Source organism: uncultured Odoribacter sp. (assembly GCF_937966165.1).
Classification (GTDB): domain Bacteria; phylum Bacteroidota; class Bacteroidia; order Bacteroidales; family Marinifilaceae; genus Culturomica.
This window is the reverse complement of sequence record NZ_CALCLB010000013.1, coordinates 25,103-41,799: the sequence shown is the minus strand read 5'-3', so window position 1 is coordinate 41,799 and position 16,697 is coordinate 25,103. Positions and strand designations below refer to the sequence as shown.

The 16,697-nt window shown below is 41.6% G+C and carries 13 protein-coding genes; 3 read left to right on the top strand and 10 right to left on the bottom strand.

Annotated elements, in window-relative coordinates; all coding sequences use genetic code 11:
* Positions 1 to 34 precede the first annotated feature (34 nt).
* Both Q0465_RS06010 and Q0465_RS06005 read right to left on the bottom strand, forming a co-directional pair.
* Positions 35 to 709 (bottom strand): response regulator transcription factor, encoded by a 675-nt coding sequence (locus tag Q0465_RS06010; protein WP_298614077.1) that lies wholly within the window; start codon positions 707 to 709, stop codon positions 35 to 37.
* The gene (locus Q0465_RS06005) at positions 706 to 2,160 is read right to left on the bottom strand and encodes a sensor histidine kinase KdpD (protein WP_298614075.1); all 1,455 of its coding nucleotides are present in this window, start codon (positions 2,158 to 2,160) and stop codon (positions 706 to 708) included. Before Q0465_RS06005 ends, Q0465_RS06010 begins: the two co-directional genes overlap by 4 nt.
* A gap of 178 nt (positions 2,161 to 2,338) precedes the next feature.
* On the opposite strand from Q0465_RS06005, the gene Q0465_RS06000 reads away from it, so the two are divergent.
* Both Q0465_RS06000 and Q0465_RS05995 read left to right on the top strand, forming a co-directional pair.
* Positions 2,339 to 3,589 carry a hypothetical protein gene (locus Q0465_RS06000; RefSeq protein ID WP_298614073.1) on the top strand — a complete coding sequence of 417 codons (1,251 nt, stop codon included), beginning with the start codon at positions 2,339 to 2,341 and terminating at the stop codon, positions 3,587 to 3,589.
* 134 nt (positions 3,590 to 3,723) lie between these two features.
* The gene (locus Q0465_RS05995; protein ID WP_298614071.1) at positions 3,724 to 4,548 is read left to right on the top strand and encodes a patatin-like phospholipase family protein; all 825 of its coding nucleotides are present in this window, start codon (positions 3,724 to 3,726) and stop codon (positions 4,546 to 4,548) included.
* A 10-nt stretch (positions 4,549 to 4,558) separates the two neighbouring features.
* Here the strand turns inward: Q0465_RS05995 and Q0465_RS05990 are convergent, their stop codons facing one another.
* The 4 genes from Q0465_RS05990 to guaA all read right to left on the bottom strand — a co-directional run bounded on the left by Q0465_RS05990 (position 4,559) and on the right by guaA (position 8,842).
* Positions 4,559 to 5,620 (bottom strand): DHH family phosphoesterase, encoded by a 1,062-nt coding sequence (locus Q0465_RS05990; protein WP_298614069.1) that lies wholly within the window; start codon positions 5,618 to 5,620, stop codon positions 4,559 to 4,561.
* 205 nt (positions 5,621 to 5,825) lie between these two features.
* Positions 5,826 to 6,047, bottom strand: a complete 222-nt coding sequence (locus Q0465_RS05985) for a hypothetical protein (protein WP_298614068.1) — start codon at positions 6,045 to 6,047, stop codon at positions 5,826 to 5,828.
* Positions 6,048 to 6,445: 398 nt separating this feature from the next.
* On the bottom strand, positions 6,446 to 6,811 hold the full coding sequence (locus tag Q0465_RS05980; protein WP_298614066.1) for a hypothetical protein: 366 nt from the start codon (positions 6,809 to 6,811) through the stop codon (positions 6,446 to 6,448).
* 501 nt (positions 6,812 to 7,312) lie between these two features.
* Positions 7,313 to 8,842 carry a glutamine-hydrolyzing GMP synthase gene (gene guaA / locus Q0465_RS05975; protein WP_298614065.1) on the bottom strand — a complete coding sequence of 510 codons (1,530 nt, stop codon included), beginning with the start codon at positions 8,840 to 8,842 and terminating at the stop codon, positions 7,313 to 7,315.
* 307 nt (positions 8,843 to 9,149) lie between these two features.
* Here guaA and Q0465_RS05970 point away from each other — a divergent pair, with 307 nt between their 5' ends.
* Positions 9,150 to 10,502, top strand: coding sequence for a sodium-dependent transporter (locus Q0465_RS05970; RefSeq protein ID WP_298614063.1), 1,353 nt, complete (start codon positions 9,150 to 9,152; stop codon positions 10,500 to 10,502).
* 182 nt (positions 10,503 to 10,684) lie between these two features.
* On the opposite strand, the gene uvrA is transcribed toward Q0465_RS05970, so the two are convergent.
* The 4 genes from uvrA to Q0465_RS05950 all read right to left on the bottom strand — a co-directional run bounded on the left by uvrA (position 10,685) and on the right by Q0465_RS05950 (position 16,433).
* A complete protein-coding gene (gene uvrA, locus Q0465_RS05965) occupies positions 10,685 to 13,570 on the bottom strand; it encodes an excinuclease ABC subunit UvrA (protein ID WP_298614061.1) in 2,886 nt (961 codons plus the stop codon).
* Positions 13,571 to 14,264: 694 nt separating this feature from the next.
* A complete protein-coding gene (locus Q0465_RS05960) occupies positions 14,265 to 14,636 on the bottom strand; it encodes a VOC family protein (RefSeq protein WP_298614059.1) in 372 nt (123 codons plus the stop codon).
* Positions 14,637 to 14,726: 90 nt separating this feature from the next.
* Entirely contained in the window at positions 14,727 to 15,632 is a 906-nt protein-coding gene (locus Q0465_RS05955) for a GyrI-like domain-containing protein (RefSeq protein ID WP_298614057.1), read from the bottom strand.
* Positions 15,633 to 15,641: 9 nt separating this feature from the next.
* Positions 15,642 to 16,433, bottom strand: coding sequence for a helix-turn-helix domain-containing protein (locus Q0465_RS05950; RefSeq protein ID WP_298614055.1), 792 nt, complete (start codon positions 16,431 to 16,433; stop codon positions 15,642 to 15,644).
* Positions 16,434 to 16,697 lie beyond the last annotated feature (264 nt).

The following is a 16,697-nucleotide window of genomic DNA, read 5'->3' as shown; positions in this document are numbered from 1 at the left end:
GATATTTTTGCATTTAAACAAACCTTCCCGTATTTCAGGCTTTAAGGATATAGCCCTTCTTTTTCAGGGAGAGGATCGATATTAAATTATCCGGTTTCAATACTTGACGCAGGTAGGTTATCTGGACATTAAGAGAGAGGGAATTGGAATAACTGCTGTGCCCCCAAACCTTATCGAGTATATACTCCCGCTCTGCAACGGAATTGAGCCGCTCAGCCAATATTTTCAGTATATCCGACTGCCTGACGGATATCGTTTGAGATTTTCCGTTAAAATTTATGCTGCAGAGAGAAGGATTGAAAACAGTCTTTCCCAGTTGGTAAATTGTTTCCTCCTGATCCGTTAATCCTTCGAATCTTTCTTTGATTTTGGCTGTCAATTCCTCGGGATAAAAAGGTTTAGGAATATAATCGTTCCCTTTCAGACGAAAACCTTTCAGGCGGTCCGATTTTTCGGTTCTGTCTGTCAGAAAAAATATAAGCACCCGTTTATCGCTTTCGCGAATCTTCCGTGCCAGTTCGAACCCGTCCATTTCGGGCATATTAATATCCAGTAAAACCAAATCCGGTTTTACGGAAGGAAATAATTCCCAGGCTACTTTCCCATTGTGAGCGTATATTACCTGATAGGATTCTTCTTCCAAAAACCGTTTTAAAAACATAGAATTCTGCAGATCATCATCTACCAGTAAAATTTTTTTCCCGTTCATTGCTTTTTGGGTATTTCAATAATAAACTGACTTCCTTCGCCCCACTTACTTTTCACGGATATTTTCCCCTTATGAGCCGTAACCAATAATTTGACATAACACAATCCCAAGCCCATTCCCGGAATATTTTTATCCGTAATACACGAACTCCGGAAATATTTGTCAAAAACATAACCGCATTCTGCCGAAGGAATTCCGGTGCCGTTATCTTCAACCGTTATTCTATAGTGATCTCCGGCCGATTCACAACTGATATGAATGAAAGTTTCGCCTTCCGAATATTTGACAGCATTTTCGAGTAAATTGCATATAATATTGAACAGGTGCATTTTATCCGCCATAATTTCAGTATTACTGTCATTAAAAGAAGTGCTCACATTTATTTTCCGATCTGCCGGCAGGTTTTGTTTATCCATACATTCAGCTATAAGTTCTTTGAGCTGAAACACAGATAAATTCAAGGGAATTTCTTCCCTGTTCCCATAGGTTAAATCCCTTAGTTTGGAGAAATAGGAAGAAAGATTGTCCAGTTCATTTTGTGAACTGCGGAGAATATCCTCTTTCATCTGTTTATCCAGCATCATTCTGTCGTTCTTCATAAAAGAAATACACAATTTAAGCGTAGCAACCGGCCTTTTAAGCTCGTGTATCATTGTTTTGATAAAGTCTTTTCTCAATTCTTCAATTTTGCGTTGCTTGAAAATAGTTCTCATTTGGTATATCAAACAAAACAGGAGCAAAAATGAAAGCATTACGGAACCGAAAAAAGATCCGAGCATTCTTTCCAATATGGGATACATCCCTGATTTATAAGTTACCCTTACTTGTTCCTTTCCCAAAATATCGAATGGATAGACGATTTCCAACGTAGGCTTCCAGACAGAGTTACCGATTAATTTCTGCGGTCTCCAAAGCATGGTATCTGCCTTTTCGGTTTTTACAGACAAAGCCTTTATTCCTTGTTCCTGAAGCAATGAATCAAGCCGCAGGATACTGAAAGGAGATAATTTGTTTATCTGAAATCTTTCCAAGGCATCGTATATACCGAACTCCCCCTGAGAAGTAGTCACATGGAACCGGTAAGCTTCCACTCCCTTACCCGTCGCGGACAATGAGTCCATTTCTGCTACAGCAATAGATTTCACAGACTTAACTTTGTTTTTGTCGATTATATACACATAGAGGGTCCAATCGATTTCGGAACCTGAAAGAAGCGGATCCTGTTTCACCTTCATTTCCCACCGATTCAGTGAATAGAATTCCTTATTTTGTAATTCTTTTCTTTGAACTTTATCCTTTATACATATATCCACTGTTTTTTGAAACAATTCTTCTTCATGCAATCCCAAGGTATATATATATTGGTTCGTCAGCCAAAATCCCTGCAGGACCGCCAGGGCAATCAATGCAGCAATTGTAAGCCAACGGATTATCTGAATGCGTTTTTCCATTTTTACTTTTACTTGTAGCGAAGGTATGAAATTCCATTCTCATAGCATATAAATAGGGAACAAAAGTTCCCTGCCGTAATAATTCAATAATAATTCCGGAATGATTCAATAAGGATCCCCCAAAAACAGGGAGATTTTAACCCTTATCTTTGTCTGCAGAATTAAAAAGGAAAATGATATGAAGAAATTAAATGTATTCTTTGGATTAGTATTACTGACTTATGCCGTTTGTGGGCAGGAATCCGCATGCAAAGAAACAATACAGGAAAGCCTGCAAAAAGCAGCCGAAATTCTCAATAATCCCGAATCCCGACGTTTATGGAATGTCTCATTAAATGCGCCTGTCCTCATTATTAACCCTTCAGAGAATAAAATGTATTTTACTGCTATTGAGAATGGGAAAGTCTCTCCCTTTAAAGCAGAAGAATGGAATAACAAAGTTCCCCCGGCAAACAGTTTTTTTGACTATGCGGGTAAAAGATATGTCACGATTATTTATGCAGCATTGAGGAATGCCCCCTGTGAGCAGCGGATAAATCTGTTATGTCATGAGATATTTCATACCTATCAGAAAAGTTTAGGTATTGAAAACCAATCCTCTGTCAACCGCCACATGGACGAAGTTCAGGGACGAACCTTGCTTCAAATGGAAATGAAAGCATTACAGCAGGCTTTAAGCGGCGATTCCGGCAGTTTACGGGATGCATTGTATATACGTACTTACAGGCAAAGTATATATCCGGACAATAACGAGGATTTATATGAACTGAACGAGGGTCTGGCCGAATATACCGGAGTGAAATTATCCATGAAGGACGCAGGGGAATACATAAAAAACAGGCTGAATTATGATATTACGAAGGGATATACGAATGCTTTCGGATATTTTACCGGATCTGCTTATGCGATTCTCCTGGATACAATATATCCCCAATGGCGGTATGACAAAGATTTAACCAAAGGCCTGATTTATCTCATCAAGAAAGAAAAACCTGAATACAGAATTGCAATAGAGAAAAAGGAACTGGATAAATTATTTGCGAAATATGAGTATGCCCTCCGCCTGAAAAAAGAAAAAGAAGAACTTGATTCTTTCGGGGATATGGAAAGATTCAGGGAATTACTTAAACCGTCAACCTCCAAACTTTGTTTACCCAACCAACGGCTAAGTTTTACCTATAATCCAAACGACAGGGTGATTACCTTGGACGATGCCGTATTGCTGCGTAATATGACTATCAGGGGGGACTGGGGACAATTAACCGTTAAAAGCGGCCTTATCCGTAAGAACAATTGGTCGGCGTTTTATCTTCTTCCCCCCTCCACTGTCAGTTCAGAAGCCGTTTCAGGAGATGATTATGAAATCAAACTCAATCCAGGCTGGAAAGTAAAAGCAGTAAATGGACTCTTTAGGATAGGGAAAGAATAGCCGTATAACGGTTTGACATACCAAACCGTTATTTTTATATATCCTTTACTGTTTTCCTTATTTCGCTTTTCAATTTTTTTTATCTTTGTAAAGAGGGTTTATCCGTAACACTTACCTCTCTAAAGCGTAAATATATGGAAGCAGAAAACGATATGAATACACTCCGGACAAAGACAAAATATAAGTTAGGACTTGCATTAAGTGGCGGCGGGGCCAGGGGATTCGCCCATTTAGGGGTAATACAAGCCATGAATGAATACGGCATTCAACCCGACATTATCTCCGGAACAAGCGCAGGTGCTTTGGTTGGGGCTATGATTGCAGCGGGAAAAACTCCGGAAGAATGCCTGGAATTTTTTAATCATACCAAAGTCCTCAATTTTGCCCGTTTTACCATGTCGAAGATGGGACTAATGTCGATGTGCGGTATGGAAGAAAAATTAAAAAAGTTTCTGCGAATTCAAACGTTTGACGAATTAGCCACCCCCTTAGTCGTAACAGCCAGTGATATCACGAATTCTGTATCGGTACATTTTAACGCAGGAGAACTGATCCCTTGTGTAATGGCTTCCTGTTCAATCCCGGTGATCTTTATTCCGGTCGAAATCAACGGCCTTATCTATGTGGACGGAGGACTATTCATGAACCTGCCGGTCCGGCCGATACGGGACATTTGCGAAAAGGTCATTGCTGTAGAAATCAATTCTATCGATTCCCGGGAAAAGGTCAGTAATATGATACATATGGCCGAACGTTCTTTCCATCTGGGACTGGCCTCCAACAGCCGTATTGATAAAAAATTATCCGATATTTTTATTTCTCCGGAAAATATGATCAAATACGGAATGTTCGATTTAAACCATACCCGGGAAATCTTTGAAGTAGGTTATAAAAAAGCCAAAGAAGTCCTGAAGGATTTTAATAAAGTGATCAGTAATCCGGTAGCAGTAGCCAATTAAAAACGAACTCCTATTTTTCTCCGTAGAGGGATTTATCCCCGTGTTCGTCACAGCATCCGACAAAAGTCTGGAAAAACCAGGGAGTCGTTTCATTTATTTTTTGGATGACCTGTTCAAGCGGAAGGTTCATTTGTCCTCCGGCAGCATTTAAATGCCCGCCTCCGTTAAAGAATGCTTTAGCCCATTCATTAACCGGGATGGCCCCTTTTGAACGGAAAGACAATTTTATTCTTTCTTTTCGCTGGGTAATCTGAATAGAAACACAGACATTTTCGACAGAAAGCGGAATATTTACTAAGCCCTCCAGATCCCCTTCTTTATAATTATACTTTTCCAGTTCTTCCAGGGTTATCGGAATTAAAGCCAGGGGAAAATCCGGATTTACCGTCAGCTTATTCAATAAAGCATGTCCGATAAGCCGTAAACGCGTCAATTTATTCATTTGGTACAAATAATGATGTACCAATTCCTTGTCCAAGCCTGATTCCAATAAATCAGCAATGACCCGGTAGGTTTGCGGACGGGATGAATTATGGCTTAATCCGCCGGTATCGGTATTAATACCGGTATATAAAGCATTCGCAATGTCCGGATCTATCATTTTCCTGCCCCATATTCCGGAAATAACCGTATACAACAGTTCGCAGGTCGAAGATACCCGTATGTCGGAAATGACATATTCCGCTTCCTCCGGATCCGGATGATGGTCAATAATCACCCTGTCCCCTTGAAAAGCCGAAACAAAAGGTTCTAAATCCCCTTCCCTTTTAATGGTATTGTGGTCCAGCATAAAAAGCAAATCTGCCCCCGCAAGCAACCGTTTACATACATGAGGTTTATCCTGAAAAGAAACAGAAGAAGGAATATTCTTCAACCAACGCAGGTATTCCGGAAAATAATCGCAGGTCAGGATATGAGCTGTAATTCCCGCTTTTGTCAAAGCTGTATAAAAAGCTGAACAAGCCCCCACCGCATCCCCGTCAGGAGATATGTGCGGAATAATGACAGCCTTCAGATTTTGACCCGACAACCGTTGTTTTAATCGTTCTACTTCCTTATAAATCTGCTCCATATATTACCGGAATAACATTCTGTAACCAATATTCATCAAATGTGCAAAGATAGAATTATTTACCTGACTTCCGGTTTGGTGTATTTATTTTTCCTAACAATTTTTCATTCTTCTCTGTTTTCCAGTCAACGAATATTTGTCAGGTGACTCATCGGGAAAGACAACCGCAACACTAAAAAATGTATTTCCCCTCTCCTTCCTTTTGCTATTCACCTCCCAGGGTCCCGATAAGATTAACACTAGCTGCTTTCCAACTTTGATAGCTGACGGTCAAAATCGTTATCAAAACGGTGGCGGCTCCCGCTAACAGAAATACCCACCAATAGACAGGTGTGCGGTAAGCAAATTCAGATAACCATTCCCGCACAACATTCCGTTCCGGATAACAGACTCTGTCTCTATATCCGGAATAAACCACGTTGAACATTTACTGCTCTCCTTTCCCCACCGTCCCCGTTCCGTTACCGCTCTTTCCATACACTGGCACAGCTTTAAACTTCCCTACCTATTCGCCAGATTGAAATAAAAAAGCTCCTTCCCAGGAGCTTTTTCCACATTAATCTCTCTTCTTCATTCCGGTAAAATTCCCGTTTTGAACACTTTATTGAAATTTTTCTGGTAATAACAGCACTTAGGACGAATTATATCCCCGCAGTTTTTTTCAAACCCGTTCCCGCTGTAAGCTCCTCTTCTTGCTTTTTATCCCCTTTCCCCAAATACAACCGGAAACCGCCTACAATTCGTTTTATCCTCCCTCCTATACCTTCTTTCGGGGCCACAGGAAACTGCCACAAAAAAACGGCATTATCCTTCCGCTTCCTTCGCTCAGGCAACTCCCTTCTTTTTCCAGAGACAAACCAGTTCCATCCCCTCTCTCCATTTCTCCTGAAACGTAGCCAAAACCGGAGAATTCCAATAGGTCTTCCGGGGATCATCCAGCAAAGCAGTGACAGCACAATTCAAAAGATCTACTGCTCCCTGTTTCATTGCATATTCACAATTTCCGAAATTTCCCGATTGCTCCAATATAAAAACAGCATAACGTCCCATTTCAATGGCTTTTAAATCCGGACGTCTTGTCTTCTCAATGGAATCCCGGTACATTTGACAAATTTCTTCTAAAGATTTCCCGAAAATCACAACCCTTTCCTGAAAAGTAAAAGCAACCAAAGCATAATCTTTTTTTTTCATCTTTCTGATTTTTAATGTTAAACACTGATTTAAAAACAATATGTCAAAGGACACCTTCAGGCATAATTCCCCTTTTAGGGAATTTTCCCGGTTTTTAATCAGCTTCAAAAGTTTAACACCCTCAGAATAATCCGTTCCCCTCTGAAAGAACAAAAATCTCCTTCCTATCCAAAGAATATAGAAACATGTGTATAAGATTTATAAAAAGGATTGATGCATCAAAGATAGACATTTTTTAAATTACTTTCAATGATAAAAAAATTAATTTTAAGCCCTCTCTCTTTACATTTTCCCGATAGAGACAAATCCGGATCTTCATTTCCGGTAAAATATTAATTTACATAAAGGGTACTTTAGAACTATAAAAGGAATACAAACCCGGAATAAACGAAAAGATGTCAATATTGAAAAAACCAGCAAAAAAGAAAACCAGCCATTTATACATAAATGACCGGTTTAAACAGATTAAGATATACTTTCCCGGTTGGTCGGGGACCCCGTTTATTCCCACTCGATTGTGGCGGGGGGTTTAGAACTGATGTCATAGACAACGCGGTTGATTCCTTTGACATTATTGATGATGCGGTTGGAAACCCTCGCCAGAAAATCATAAGGCAAATGACACCAATCGGCTGTCATCCCGTCTGTAGATTCGACTGCCCGCAAAGCGACAACACTTTCATAGGTACGTTCATCTCCCATAACCCCTACACTCTGCACCGGCAATAACATCACTCCGGCTTGCCATACCTTGTTATACAATCCCTCTTCCTGTAGCATGGAGATAAAAATATAATCCGCTTCCTGCAGCAATCTCACTTTTTCCCGGGTAATCTCTCCCAGGATACGAATAGCGAGTCCCGGTCCGGGAAAGGGATGCCTTTGCAAAAATTTATCCGCCAAACCTAAACTTTTTCCCACCCTTCTCACCTCATCTTTAAAAAGCAAACGCAAAGGTTCCACCAGTTTTAACTTCATATAATCCGGCAAACCGCCGACATTGTGATGCGATTTTATCGTCTGGGAGGGTCCGTTGACGGAAAGGGATTCAATGACATCCGGATAAATAGTTCCCTGCCCCAGCCACTTTGCATCTTTTATTTTAGAGGCTTCTTTGTCAAATACATCGATAAATGTGCTTCCGATGATTTTCCGTTTCTTTTCCGGTTCCTTTACTCCTGCCAAACGATCCAAAAACAAATCTCCGGCTTCAGCCCCAACGACATTCAGTCCCAGCTCTTTATAATTTTCCAGCACATTTTTGAATTCCTCTTTCCGCAGTAAACCGTTATCCACAAAAATACAGGTCAGGTTTTTCCCAATGGCCCTATGCAGCAACATGGCTGCCACTGTAGAATCAACGCCTCCCGACAATCCTAAAATCACCCGGTCGGTGCCCAGTTTTTCCCTCAATTCTTTCACTGTCGTTTCTACAAAAGAATCGGAGGTCCAGTCTTGTGAACAACCGCATATATTGACGACAAAATTCCGCAACAACCACTTTCCTTCCGTACTGTGGTATACTTCCGGATGAAACTGTATCCCGTACGTCACCTCATTCTTTATTTTAAAAGCTGCATTTTTGACGTCGGATGTACTGGCAATCACCTGACAATCAGCCGGCAATTTTTCAATTGTATCCCCATGCGACATCCATACCTGAGAATTATCGCTGATTCCGTTAAATAATAAGCTCTCTTTATCGATATAAGCCAGATTCGCCCTTCCGTATTCCCGTTTATTGCAAGCCTTCACTTCCCCACCAAAATGATGAGCCAGATACTGAGCCCCGAAGCATACTCCCAATAAAGGCAATTTTCCTTTTATACCATTCAAATCCGGCAGAGGTGCCTTTTTATCCCTGACAGAAAAAGGACTTCCCGAAAGGATTACCCCCTTTACGGACTCCTCCAAAGCGGGATAACGATTGTAAGGATAAATCTCGCAATAAACATTCAGTTCCCGTATTCTGCGCGCAATTAACTGGGTATATTGCGAACCGAAATCCAATATCAATATTTTTTCCTGCATCTTATTTAGATATTATAAATAGCTGATTTGTATTCTCAAATAATTTAATTTTCCAGGATATCGGCCGGATTGCTCATATCCATTTCTATTTCTCTCTTCTGTATGAAAAGACAAAGATAACTTTTTAAGGGAAAAAGTAAAAAGTTGAAAGTACAAATTCGTTACAATTATGCCTTGGAATGGTTTTAAATTGTAAGTGAAAGGTCATTTTATACAATATACTGTAAAACAAATTGTTAAACTTTGCAATCCCGCTTTTTATAACACAGGAATATGTTAATTTTGAGATCAAAATACGGATAAAGATATGCATTCCAACACAAGAGACAGTTTTAAATCGAAATTCGGTGCCATTGCCGCTTTAGCGGGTTCTGCCGTCGGCTTAGGAAATATATGGAAATTCCCCTACGAGGCCGGCAGTAACGGAGGAGGGGCATTTCTGATTGTATACGTATTCTTTACGCTGCTTATCGGTTTCCCGGTCATGCTGGCAGAGTTTTCTCTGGGACGCAGATCCCAGCGGAATGCATTCGGTACATTTCAAACCTTGGCTCCTAAAACCAGGTGGTTTCTGTTCGGGATATTATCTATTCTTGCCGCATCTTTAATCCTGTCCTTCTATGGGACAGTATCCGGCTGGACATTGGAATATGTATGGCTATCCCTGAGCAATGCTTTTAAAGGACAAAGCGCCGAAGATATAAATACGATCTTCAATAATTTTATTTCTCATCCGTATAAAGCCGTTCTCTGGCAAACGGGGTTTATGTTACTGACAGGAGCAATTGTAATGGCAGGTATACAAAAAGGCATTGAGCGTTACACTAAAATTATGATGCCTTTATTATTTGTCATCATCATAGCTTTGAGTATCAGTGCCTGTACGCTCAGTGGTTCCGGCAAAGGACTGGAATTTTTATTCTTTCCGAAATTTTCTGAATTGACGGCAGACGGTATTCTATCCGCATTAGGACAGGCATTCTTTTCCCTTTCCGTAGGCATGGGGATACTCCTCACTTATGCTTCTTATATTCCCAAAAGTGATAATCTGACCGGAATATCACTAAAAGTAATCTTTACCGACACTTTAGTCGCCATATTGGCAGGAATAGCTATTCTACCTGCAGTTTTTTCCTTCAATATCGACCCGCAGGCAGGCCCGGGCCTGGTATTTATAACCCTTCCGAAAGTTTTCCAGAGTCTGCCAGCCGGACAGGTATGGGCCATTCTCTTTTTTATTCTCCTGACGTTTGCCGCTCTGACCTCTGCCATCTCCCTGCTGGAAGTTCCGGTTGCCTACCTCGTGGAAGAAAAAAAAATACAGCGCCCTTTAGCCTCTTTAATAGCCACCTTAGGGATCACATTTTTAGGGAGTTTTAATACCTTATCTTTCGGTCCTTTACGGGATATTCAAATTTTCGGGATGTCTTTTTTCGAAGCCTGCGATTTTCTCTGTTCCAATATTCTCTTACCCGCAGGAGGTATTCTAATCTGTATCTTTGCCGGTTGGTATCTCAATAAAGCCATTCTTTACAGTGAAATCAGTAATAACGGCAGTTTGAAAATCCATTTTTTCAAACTCTATGTCTTTATCCTTCGTTATATAGCCCCCCTGTGTATTTTACTGATTCTTTTAAATGTTCTGGGTATCCTGAAATAAAACATTTAACTGTTTAAACGTAGAAATGTGCAAATGTAAAAGTGTTTAAAAGCCGGATAAGGAAGCGGACAGTCAGATACAGGAAATATTTCTTCAGGAAAAGAAAATAAAAATAATACTATAATTTTTCTTGCCTATTTAAACTTTCGAACACTTAAACATTTGAACCCTTCATAAGACCCTTATTTTAAAAGTTTATTTTTCGGCTTTCCCTTGGGTTTTACCCCCGCATTTTCTTTCAATTCTTCTTTCAGGAATTTTCCGGTCTCCGATTCTTTGACTTCAGCTACTTCTTCAGGAGTACCTGTCGCTACAATCCGTCCTCCTTCTTTACCACCTCCGGGTCCCATATCAATCAAATAATCAGCTACTTTAATCACATCCAGATTGTGCTCAATGATAATTACCGAATTTCCTTTATTTACCAATTTCTGTATTACTTCCAGCAATATGTGGATATCCTCAAAATGCAATCCGGTAGTCGGCTCGTCCAGGATATACAAAGTTTTTCCGGTATCTTTCTTCGAAAGTTCAGTCGCCAGTTTGATCCGTTGGGATTCCCCTCCGCTGAGCGTAGTGCACTGCTGTCCCAATTTAATATAACCCAGTCCCACATCCTGCAAAACTTTCAGTTTCTGCTGAAGATAGGAAACATTCTCAAAAAATTCGACAGCCTGGTTAATTGTCATATTTAAGACGTCCCCTATAGATTTACCTTTATAGCGTATTTCCAGGGTTTCTTTGTTATAGCGTTTTCCGTCACAGGCTTCACAATGTACATAGACATCGGGTAAAAAATTCATCTCAATGGTCTTCACACCTGCCCCCTTACACTCCTCACAACGTCCTCCGGGAATATTGAAAGAAAAGCGTCCCGCAGAATATCCTCTGATCTGGGATTCCGGTAACTTTTCAAAAATTTTCCGGATATCGGAAAAAATACCGGTATAAGTAGCCGGATTAGAACGGGGAGTACGTCCCAAAGGACTTTGATCGACGACAACCACCTTGTCAATATGTTCCACACCCGCTATCGATTTATAGGGCAAAGGAGTTACGACTGCCCTGTAAAACTTCTCACTCAGGATCGGATGCAAAGTTCCGTTAATCAATGAAGATTTTCCACTTCCGCTCACGCCGGTTACGCAGACCAGCATTCCTAAGGGAATGTTTACATCCACTTCTTTCAGATTATTTCCGCTACACCCTTTTAAGGTCAAAAATTTCCCATTTCCCTCCCGTCTTTCGTCAGGAATCCGGATTTCCTTCTGTCCGTTTAAATATTGGGCTGTCAGACTGTTACTCTTCCGGATTTCCTCAATCGGACCGGCTGCCATAACTTCTCCCCCCTTCCGGCCGGCCTTGGGCCCCATATCCACAATATAATCTGCATTCTCCATCATCTCCTTATCGTGCTCCACGACAATGACGGAATTTCCCGCATCCCTCAATTGCTGTAAAGACCGGATTAACTTCCGGTTATCTTTCTGATGTAATCCGATACTGGGCTCATCTAAAATATACAATACATTTACCAGTTGCGAACCGATTTGAGTAGCCAGCCTTATCCGCTGAGATTCTCCTCCGCTGAGCGTCATCGACTGACGGTCGAGGGAAAGATATTCCAACCCTACATCCAGTAAAAACTTCAGACGGGTACGTATTTCTTTAAATATTTCCCCGGCAATTTGTCGTTGCTTCTCTTCCAGCCGGGACTCCGTCGTACAAACCCAGTCGTATAAATCTGTCAGTTCCATCTGGGCCAGCTCTGCTATATTTTTTCCGGCAATCCGGAAATGCAGAGAAGCCTGATTTAACCTCTGTCCCTGGCAGGCATCACATTTCACAACCGAGATAAATTGCTCAGCCCACTTGTTCGCTTTTTTAGAAGTACTGTTCTCCTCCTGCAAGGTAATGTATTTAATAATTCCCTCAAAAGTATACAAAGAATTCGAAAGGACTCCCAGCTCTTTATTTTCCAAACGGATTTGCCCGGGATATCCGTAAAGTATATCCGTCAGGGCTTCTTCAGGTAAATCCTGGATACGGGTATGCAAATTCGCTCCGTGCTTTTTTAAAACAGTATCAATTTGCCAAAATAAAATACTATTCTTGTACTTTCCCAAAGGTAAAATTCCTCCCTGATAAATAGACAAAGATTTATCAGGCACGATTTTTTCCATATCGACGGCCGTTACATACCCTAAGCCTTTGCACTTCGGGCAAGCCCCATGAGGCGAGTTAAAAGAAAAAGAATGAGGAGCAGGTTCCTTATAAGAAATCCCCGTATCCGGACACATTAACCGCCGGCTATAATATTTAATATCGTCACTTTCATAATCCTTGATAGTGAGTACTCCTTCCCCGTATTTCATAGCTGTAGCGACAGAAGCCTTCAAACGCTTTACATCCGGGCAATCGATCAGCATTTTGTCTACAACAATCTCAATATCATGCATTTTATAGCGGTCCACACTCATGCCCACCGCTATTTCCCGGATTTCTCCATCTACCCGTACGGATATAAATCCTTTTTTTCTCAAATTTTCGAATAATTCTTTGTAATTCCCTTTCCGGCCTTTTACAACCGGTGCCAGCAGTAAGATTTTCTTTCCGGCAAAATCACTTTGAATTAAATCGATAATTTTCTCATCCGTATATTTCACCATTTTACTTCCGGTGGCGTAAGAATAAGCTTCTCCGGCCCGGGCAAATAACAATCGCAGGAAATCGTAAACCTCAGTAGTGGTACCTACAGTCGACCTCGGATTTTTATTAGTCGTCTTTTGTTCTATAGAAATAACCGGACTCAAGCCTGTTATTTTATCTACATCCGGACGCTCCATTCCCCCCAAAAACTGACGGGCATAAGCAGAAAAAGTCTCCATATACCGACGTTGCCCTTCCGCATAAATCGTATCAAAAGCCAGGGACGATTTTCCGCTTCCGCTCAATCCTGTAATAACCGTCAAACTGTTTCGCGGAATAGTCAAATCTATATCTTTCAGATTGTGTTCACGAGCTCCATAAATAGCAATAATCCCCTCCTCTTCCTGATATTCCTTCATATTTCTTCATTTTTTAGAACCTGCAAATTTACAATAAATACACCGTAAAAGAAAACTTTTGTAAAACGAGGAAACCTAATTTTCCCTAAAAAAGGAAAGGAATCGTTGAAAAACGTCCCTCAGATTTTTCCATTCTATTTTTTCCGGTATAAAAACGCAGGCTGAAAAAGCAGATAAAAAAAAACGTTCGCCCTTCCAATAAGCAGCTGGAAACCGAACGTAGTAAAAATAAAAGGGAGGCATCCCGCAGAATCTTTAAAGCTGAAATATGTAGGACTATGAAAAGATGTTGTATGTATGTGTGCGTGCGTCTGTGTGTGGTGTGTATGTGCGTGGTGTAATATTTGTCCTGTAGGCCATACTTCAATCATTTAAAGAACTCTTTTGAAAACCAGCTTGTTTATAAGCTATCCCCTCCCTCGTGGTGTGTGCTAAATAATTTAATCTAAATAACAGCTAAATAAAATCATAAATTTCAATCATCATTTACACTCTCTTTAACGGGGAAAAACAGGCCGGGGTTACATTATTCCTTCTTTTTTTTCAAAAAAAAATAAATTATTTTTTAGTATACTGATATACAACAATTTATATTTCATTTTTCTTCTGAAAAATCTAAATATTTTTATTGTTTTCTTTCCATTAACACAAAAAAAACGGAGATATTGTGTCGTACAATACCTCCGTCGTGTCCCTATCGTTCGCCATACAACCCCAGCGTATTCCCTTCGCTGTCGGAAAACAGCGCAAAATAGCCCCGTTCTTCCACTTCGATTTTGGTTTTCGGGCGGACAATCCGGCCGCCATTCTGCCGGATACATTCCAAAGTTATACCAATATCCTCCACATTCAGGTGGATCAATATTCCATCCCGGGACGGCCGGAAATCAGCCGCCCAGGAGATAGCCAAATTAGGTCCGTCCGCAGCTTGCGGGAAGAAAGCCATTTTCTCGTATTCACAACTGTCACACACCGTCAGTTGCACTCCGAAAACAGTTTCATAAAATTTTACGGCACGCCTGAAATCCGCAGCAGGGATTTCTACAAATTCAATCCGGTTTTTCATCTTCATTTTTTTTATGGTCTTGCGTCCTATTGACACTCCAAAAATAAGAAGGGGCAAACCGGTAAACTTGGAAAAAACGGACAATCTGCTCTAAAGAGGTTTTACGGGAATATAAATATCCACGAGGTGCTTTTTTTCCGGATGTTCGTCCGGGTTATTCAGGTAAAGCTCGTGGTGCGGACCGTCTACCGACTGGCAGCCGTGTTCCGCAATCAGCTGACACATCGCATGCCAGGCATCGCCGAATTCATTCATCGCAATTTCAAAACGTCCGACGGCATACCGTCCTCCTTCGATGGTATACTGACCGATCTCTCCATCTACTTTGACGTCCTGACCGACCACCAGAAAAACATCCGACTGCAACTTATCGACCGGAGTAATGTCCGGATCGTCGAGGTAATTCGCTCCCACCAAAGGAGGATTTTTCACCAATCCCCGGGGATAGGCCCATTGCATCAATTTGCCGATAGAGGATCCCATCTGATTAAAAGCGCCGACATGACGGTAGTAAACAACCTTTTTCGGCTCAATCTGTTTGATTTCAAAAGTACAGTTCATCATTTTATCTCCAATTTTAATTGATTTATTGTCGCAAAGGTAGCGGGTTAAAACGGAGACATATTCCTGATTCGTGCGGGGCAATTGTCTGTTTTTGCTCTGTTTTTCTCTGTTCCTGCTGCGGTATTCCGTAGCAGTCATACCAAAATGAGCCTTGAACTTGCGGCAGAAAAGGGCAACCGAGCTATATCCTACTCCGTAAGCTACTTCTGCAACAGGGGTATCTGTGGGCCGGGACAGTTCCCGCCCCGCCTTTTCCATCCGTTTCCGGACAATAAACTTTTCCACAGTCTCGCCCGTCTGTTCTTTAAACACCCTGTGAAAATGATACTTTGACAAACCTGCCACAGCGGCTAACTGCTCCACCGACAGAGGGGCGTTCAGCTGCTGAGTAATATAATCGATGACTCTGTTGATTTTTTTGATGTGTTCCATGCTTCAAAGCTATGAAAAATAGTCGGAATAAGGGGTACATACCGCCACATATTCGCCGGGAGTATAGCCCGAAAACAACCTGAAGTCACGGATCATGTGTGCCTGGTCGTAATATCCGCATTCACAGGCCAAACGGGTAAAACTCATACGGGGATTATTTTGCAGGATAAACAATGCCTTATGAAACCGGATTACCCTCATAAATTCCTTGGGGGAGGTACCGACATGCTCATTGAAAATGCGCAAAAACTGTTTATTGCTCAAGCAAACTGCCGCTGCCAATTGTGATACAGATAATGCTCCGGCAGACAAATTAACCGATTGAACTGCCGCTGCCATTCGTTTGTAATTGTAATCCGGAATAGGCCGGAGCCGGCTCATCAAAAAAGCTTCTATCATACGGATACAATCGATATCCTCCACGTCAGCGGAAAGTTTATCCTCCAGTTCCTTCCACCCGGCCAGATCCAGTTCATCCGCCGGAACCACCTGCCCTCCCAATTCGTGAAGGGGCATGTCAAAAAACGCTTTTGCCCCAAATGAATGAAAGACGACTACAATCATATTGACTGTTCCTGTGAGCCGCAGGTCGGCAAAGGAATGCGACTGTCCCGCCACCGAAGTCCGCGGAATGATCTGTCCGTTACGTAACAGCGGACTGCCCCGGTGAAACACCAGTTCCACATGTCCCGTAGGGATAACCCTCTGCACATGCGTTATGTCATCACTTTCCAGTAGCCAGTAGTGCCTGACATAAGGCGTAAGCGGGGCTGCAGGCTGCAGGATACAAAACTTTTCCATACCTGCAAAAATAATTCACCCCACTTTAAAAGCCTTGGAAAAAACGGACATTTTTTCCGGCACAAGGGGACGGGGGTTAATGTGTAATTTTAATCAGTCCGCGGCTCTGCAGCCAGCTCTTGCAAAAGACAGCCACATTGCCCCAGGGCACATAAGCGGTTTCCGATCTGTAAAAGCGACGTCAGCAAGAGCGTTTCCTCGTATTAGCGGTACGCGAACAGTAAACCACCAGACAGCGACCCGGGAGCAGATTCTTCCGGCTGT

Excerpts from the sequence above, each read along its gene's own strand:
- Q0465_RS06010 (WP_298614077.1), bottom strand. The coding sequence starts at position 709 with ATGAACGGGAAAAAAATTTTACTGGTAGATGATGATCTGCAGAATTCT.
- Q0465_RS06005 (WP_298614075.1), bottom strand. The coding sequence starts at position 2,160 with ATGGAAAAACGCATTCAGATAATCCGTTGGCTTACAATTGCTGCATTG.
- Q0465_RS06000 (WP_298614073.1), top strand. The coding sequence starts at position 2,339 with ATGAAGAAATTAAATGTATTCTTTGGATTAGTATTACTGACTTATGCC.
- Q0465_RS05995 (WP_298614071.1), top strand. The coding sequence starts at position 3,724 with ATGGAAGCAGAAAACGATATGAATACACTCCGGACAAAGACAAAATAT.
- Q0465_RS05990 (WP_298614069.1), bottom strand. The coding sequence starts at position 5,620 with ATGGAGCAGATTTATAAGGAAGTAGAACGATTAAAACAACGGTTGTCG.
- Q0465_RS05985 (WP_298614068.1), bottom strand. The coding sequence starts at position 6,047 with ATGTTCAACGTGGTTTATTCCGGATATAGAGACAGAGTCTGTTATCCG.
- Q0465_RS05980 (WP_298614066.1), bottom strand. The coding sequence starts at position 6,811 with ATGAAAAAAAAAGATTATGCTTTGGTTGCTTTTACTTTTCAGGAAAGG.
- guaA (WP_298614065.1), bottom strand. The coding sequence starts at position 8,842 with ATGCAGGAAAAAATATTGATATTGGATTTCGGTTCGCAATATACCCAG.
- Q0465_RS05970 (WP_298614063.1), top strand. The coding sequence starts at position 9,150 with ATGCATTCCAACACAAGAGACAGTTTTAAATCGAAATTCGGTGCCATT.
- uvrA (WP_298614061.1), bottom strand. The coding sequence starts at position 13,570 with ATGAAGGAATATCAGGAAGAGGAGGGGATTATTGCTATTTATGGAGCT.
- Q0465_RS05960 (WP_298614059.1), bottom strand. The coding sequence starts at position 14,636 with ATGAAAAACCGGATTGAATTTGTAGAAATCCCTGCTGCGGATTTCAGG.
- Q0465_RS05955 (WP_298614057.1), bottom strand. The coding sequence starts at position 15,632 with ATGGAACACATCAAAAAAATCAACAGAGTCATCGATTATATTACTCAG.
- Q0465_RS05950 (WP_298614055.1), bottom strand. The coding sequence starts at position 16,433 with ATGGAAAAGTTTTGTATCCTGCAGCCTGCAGCCCCGCTTACGCCTTAT.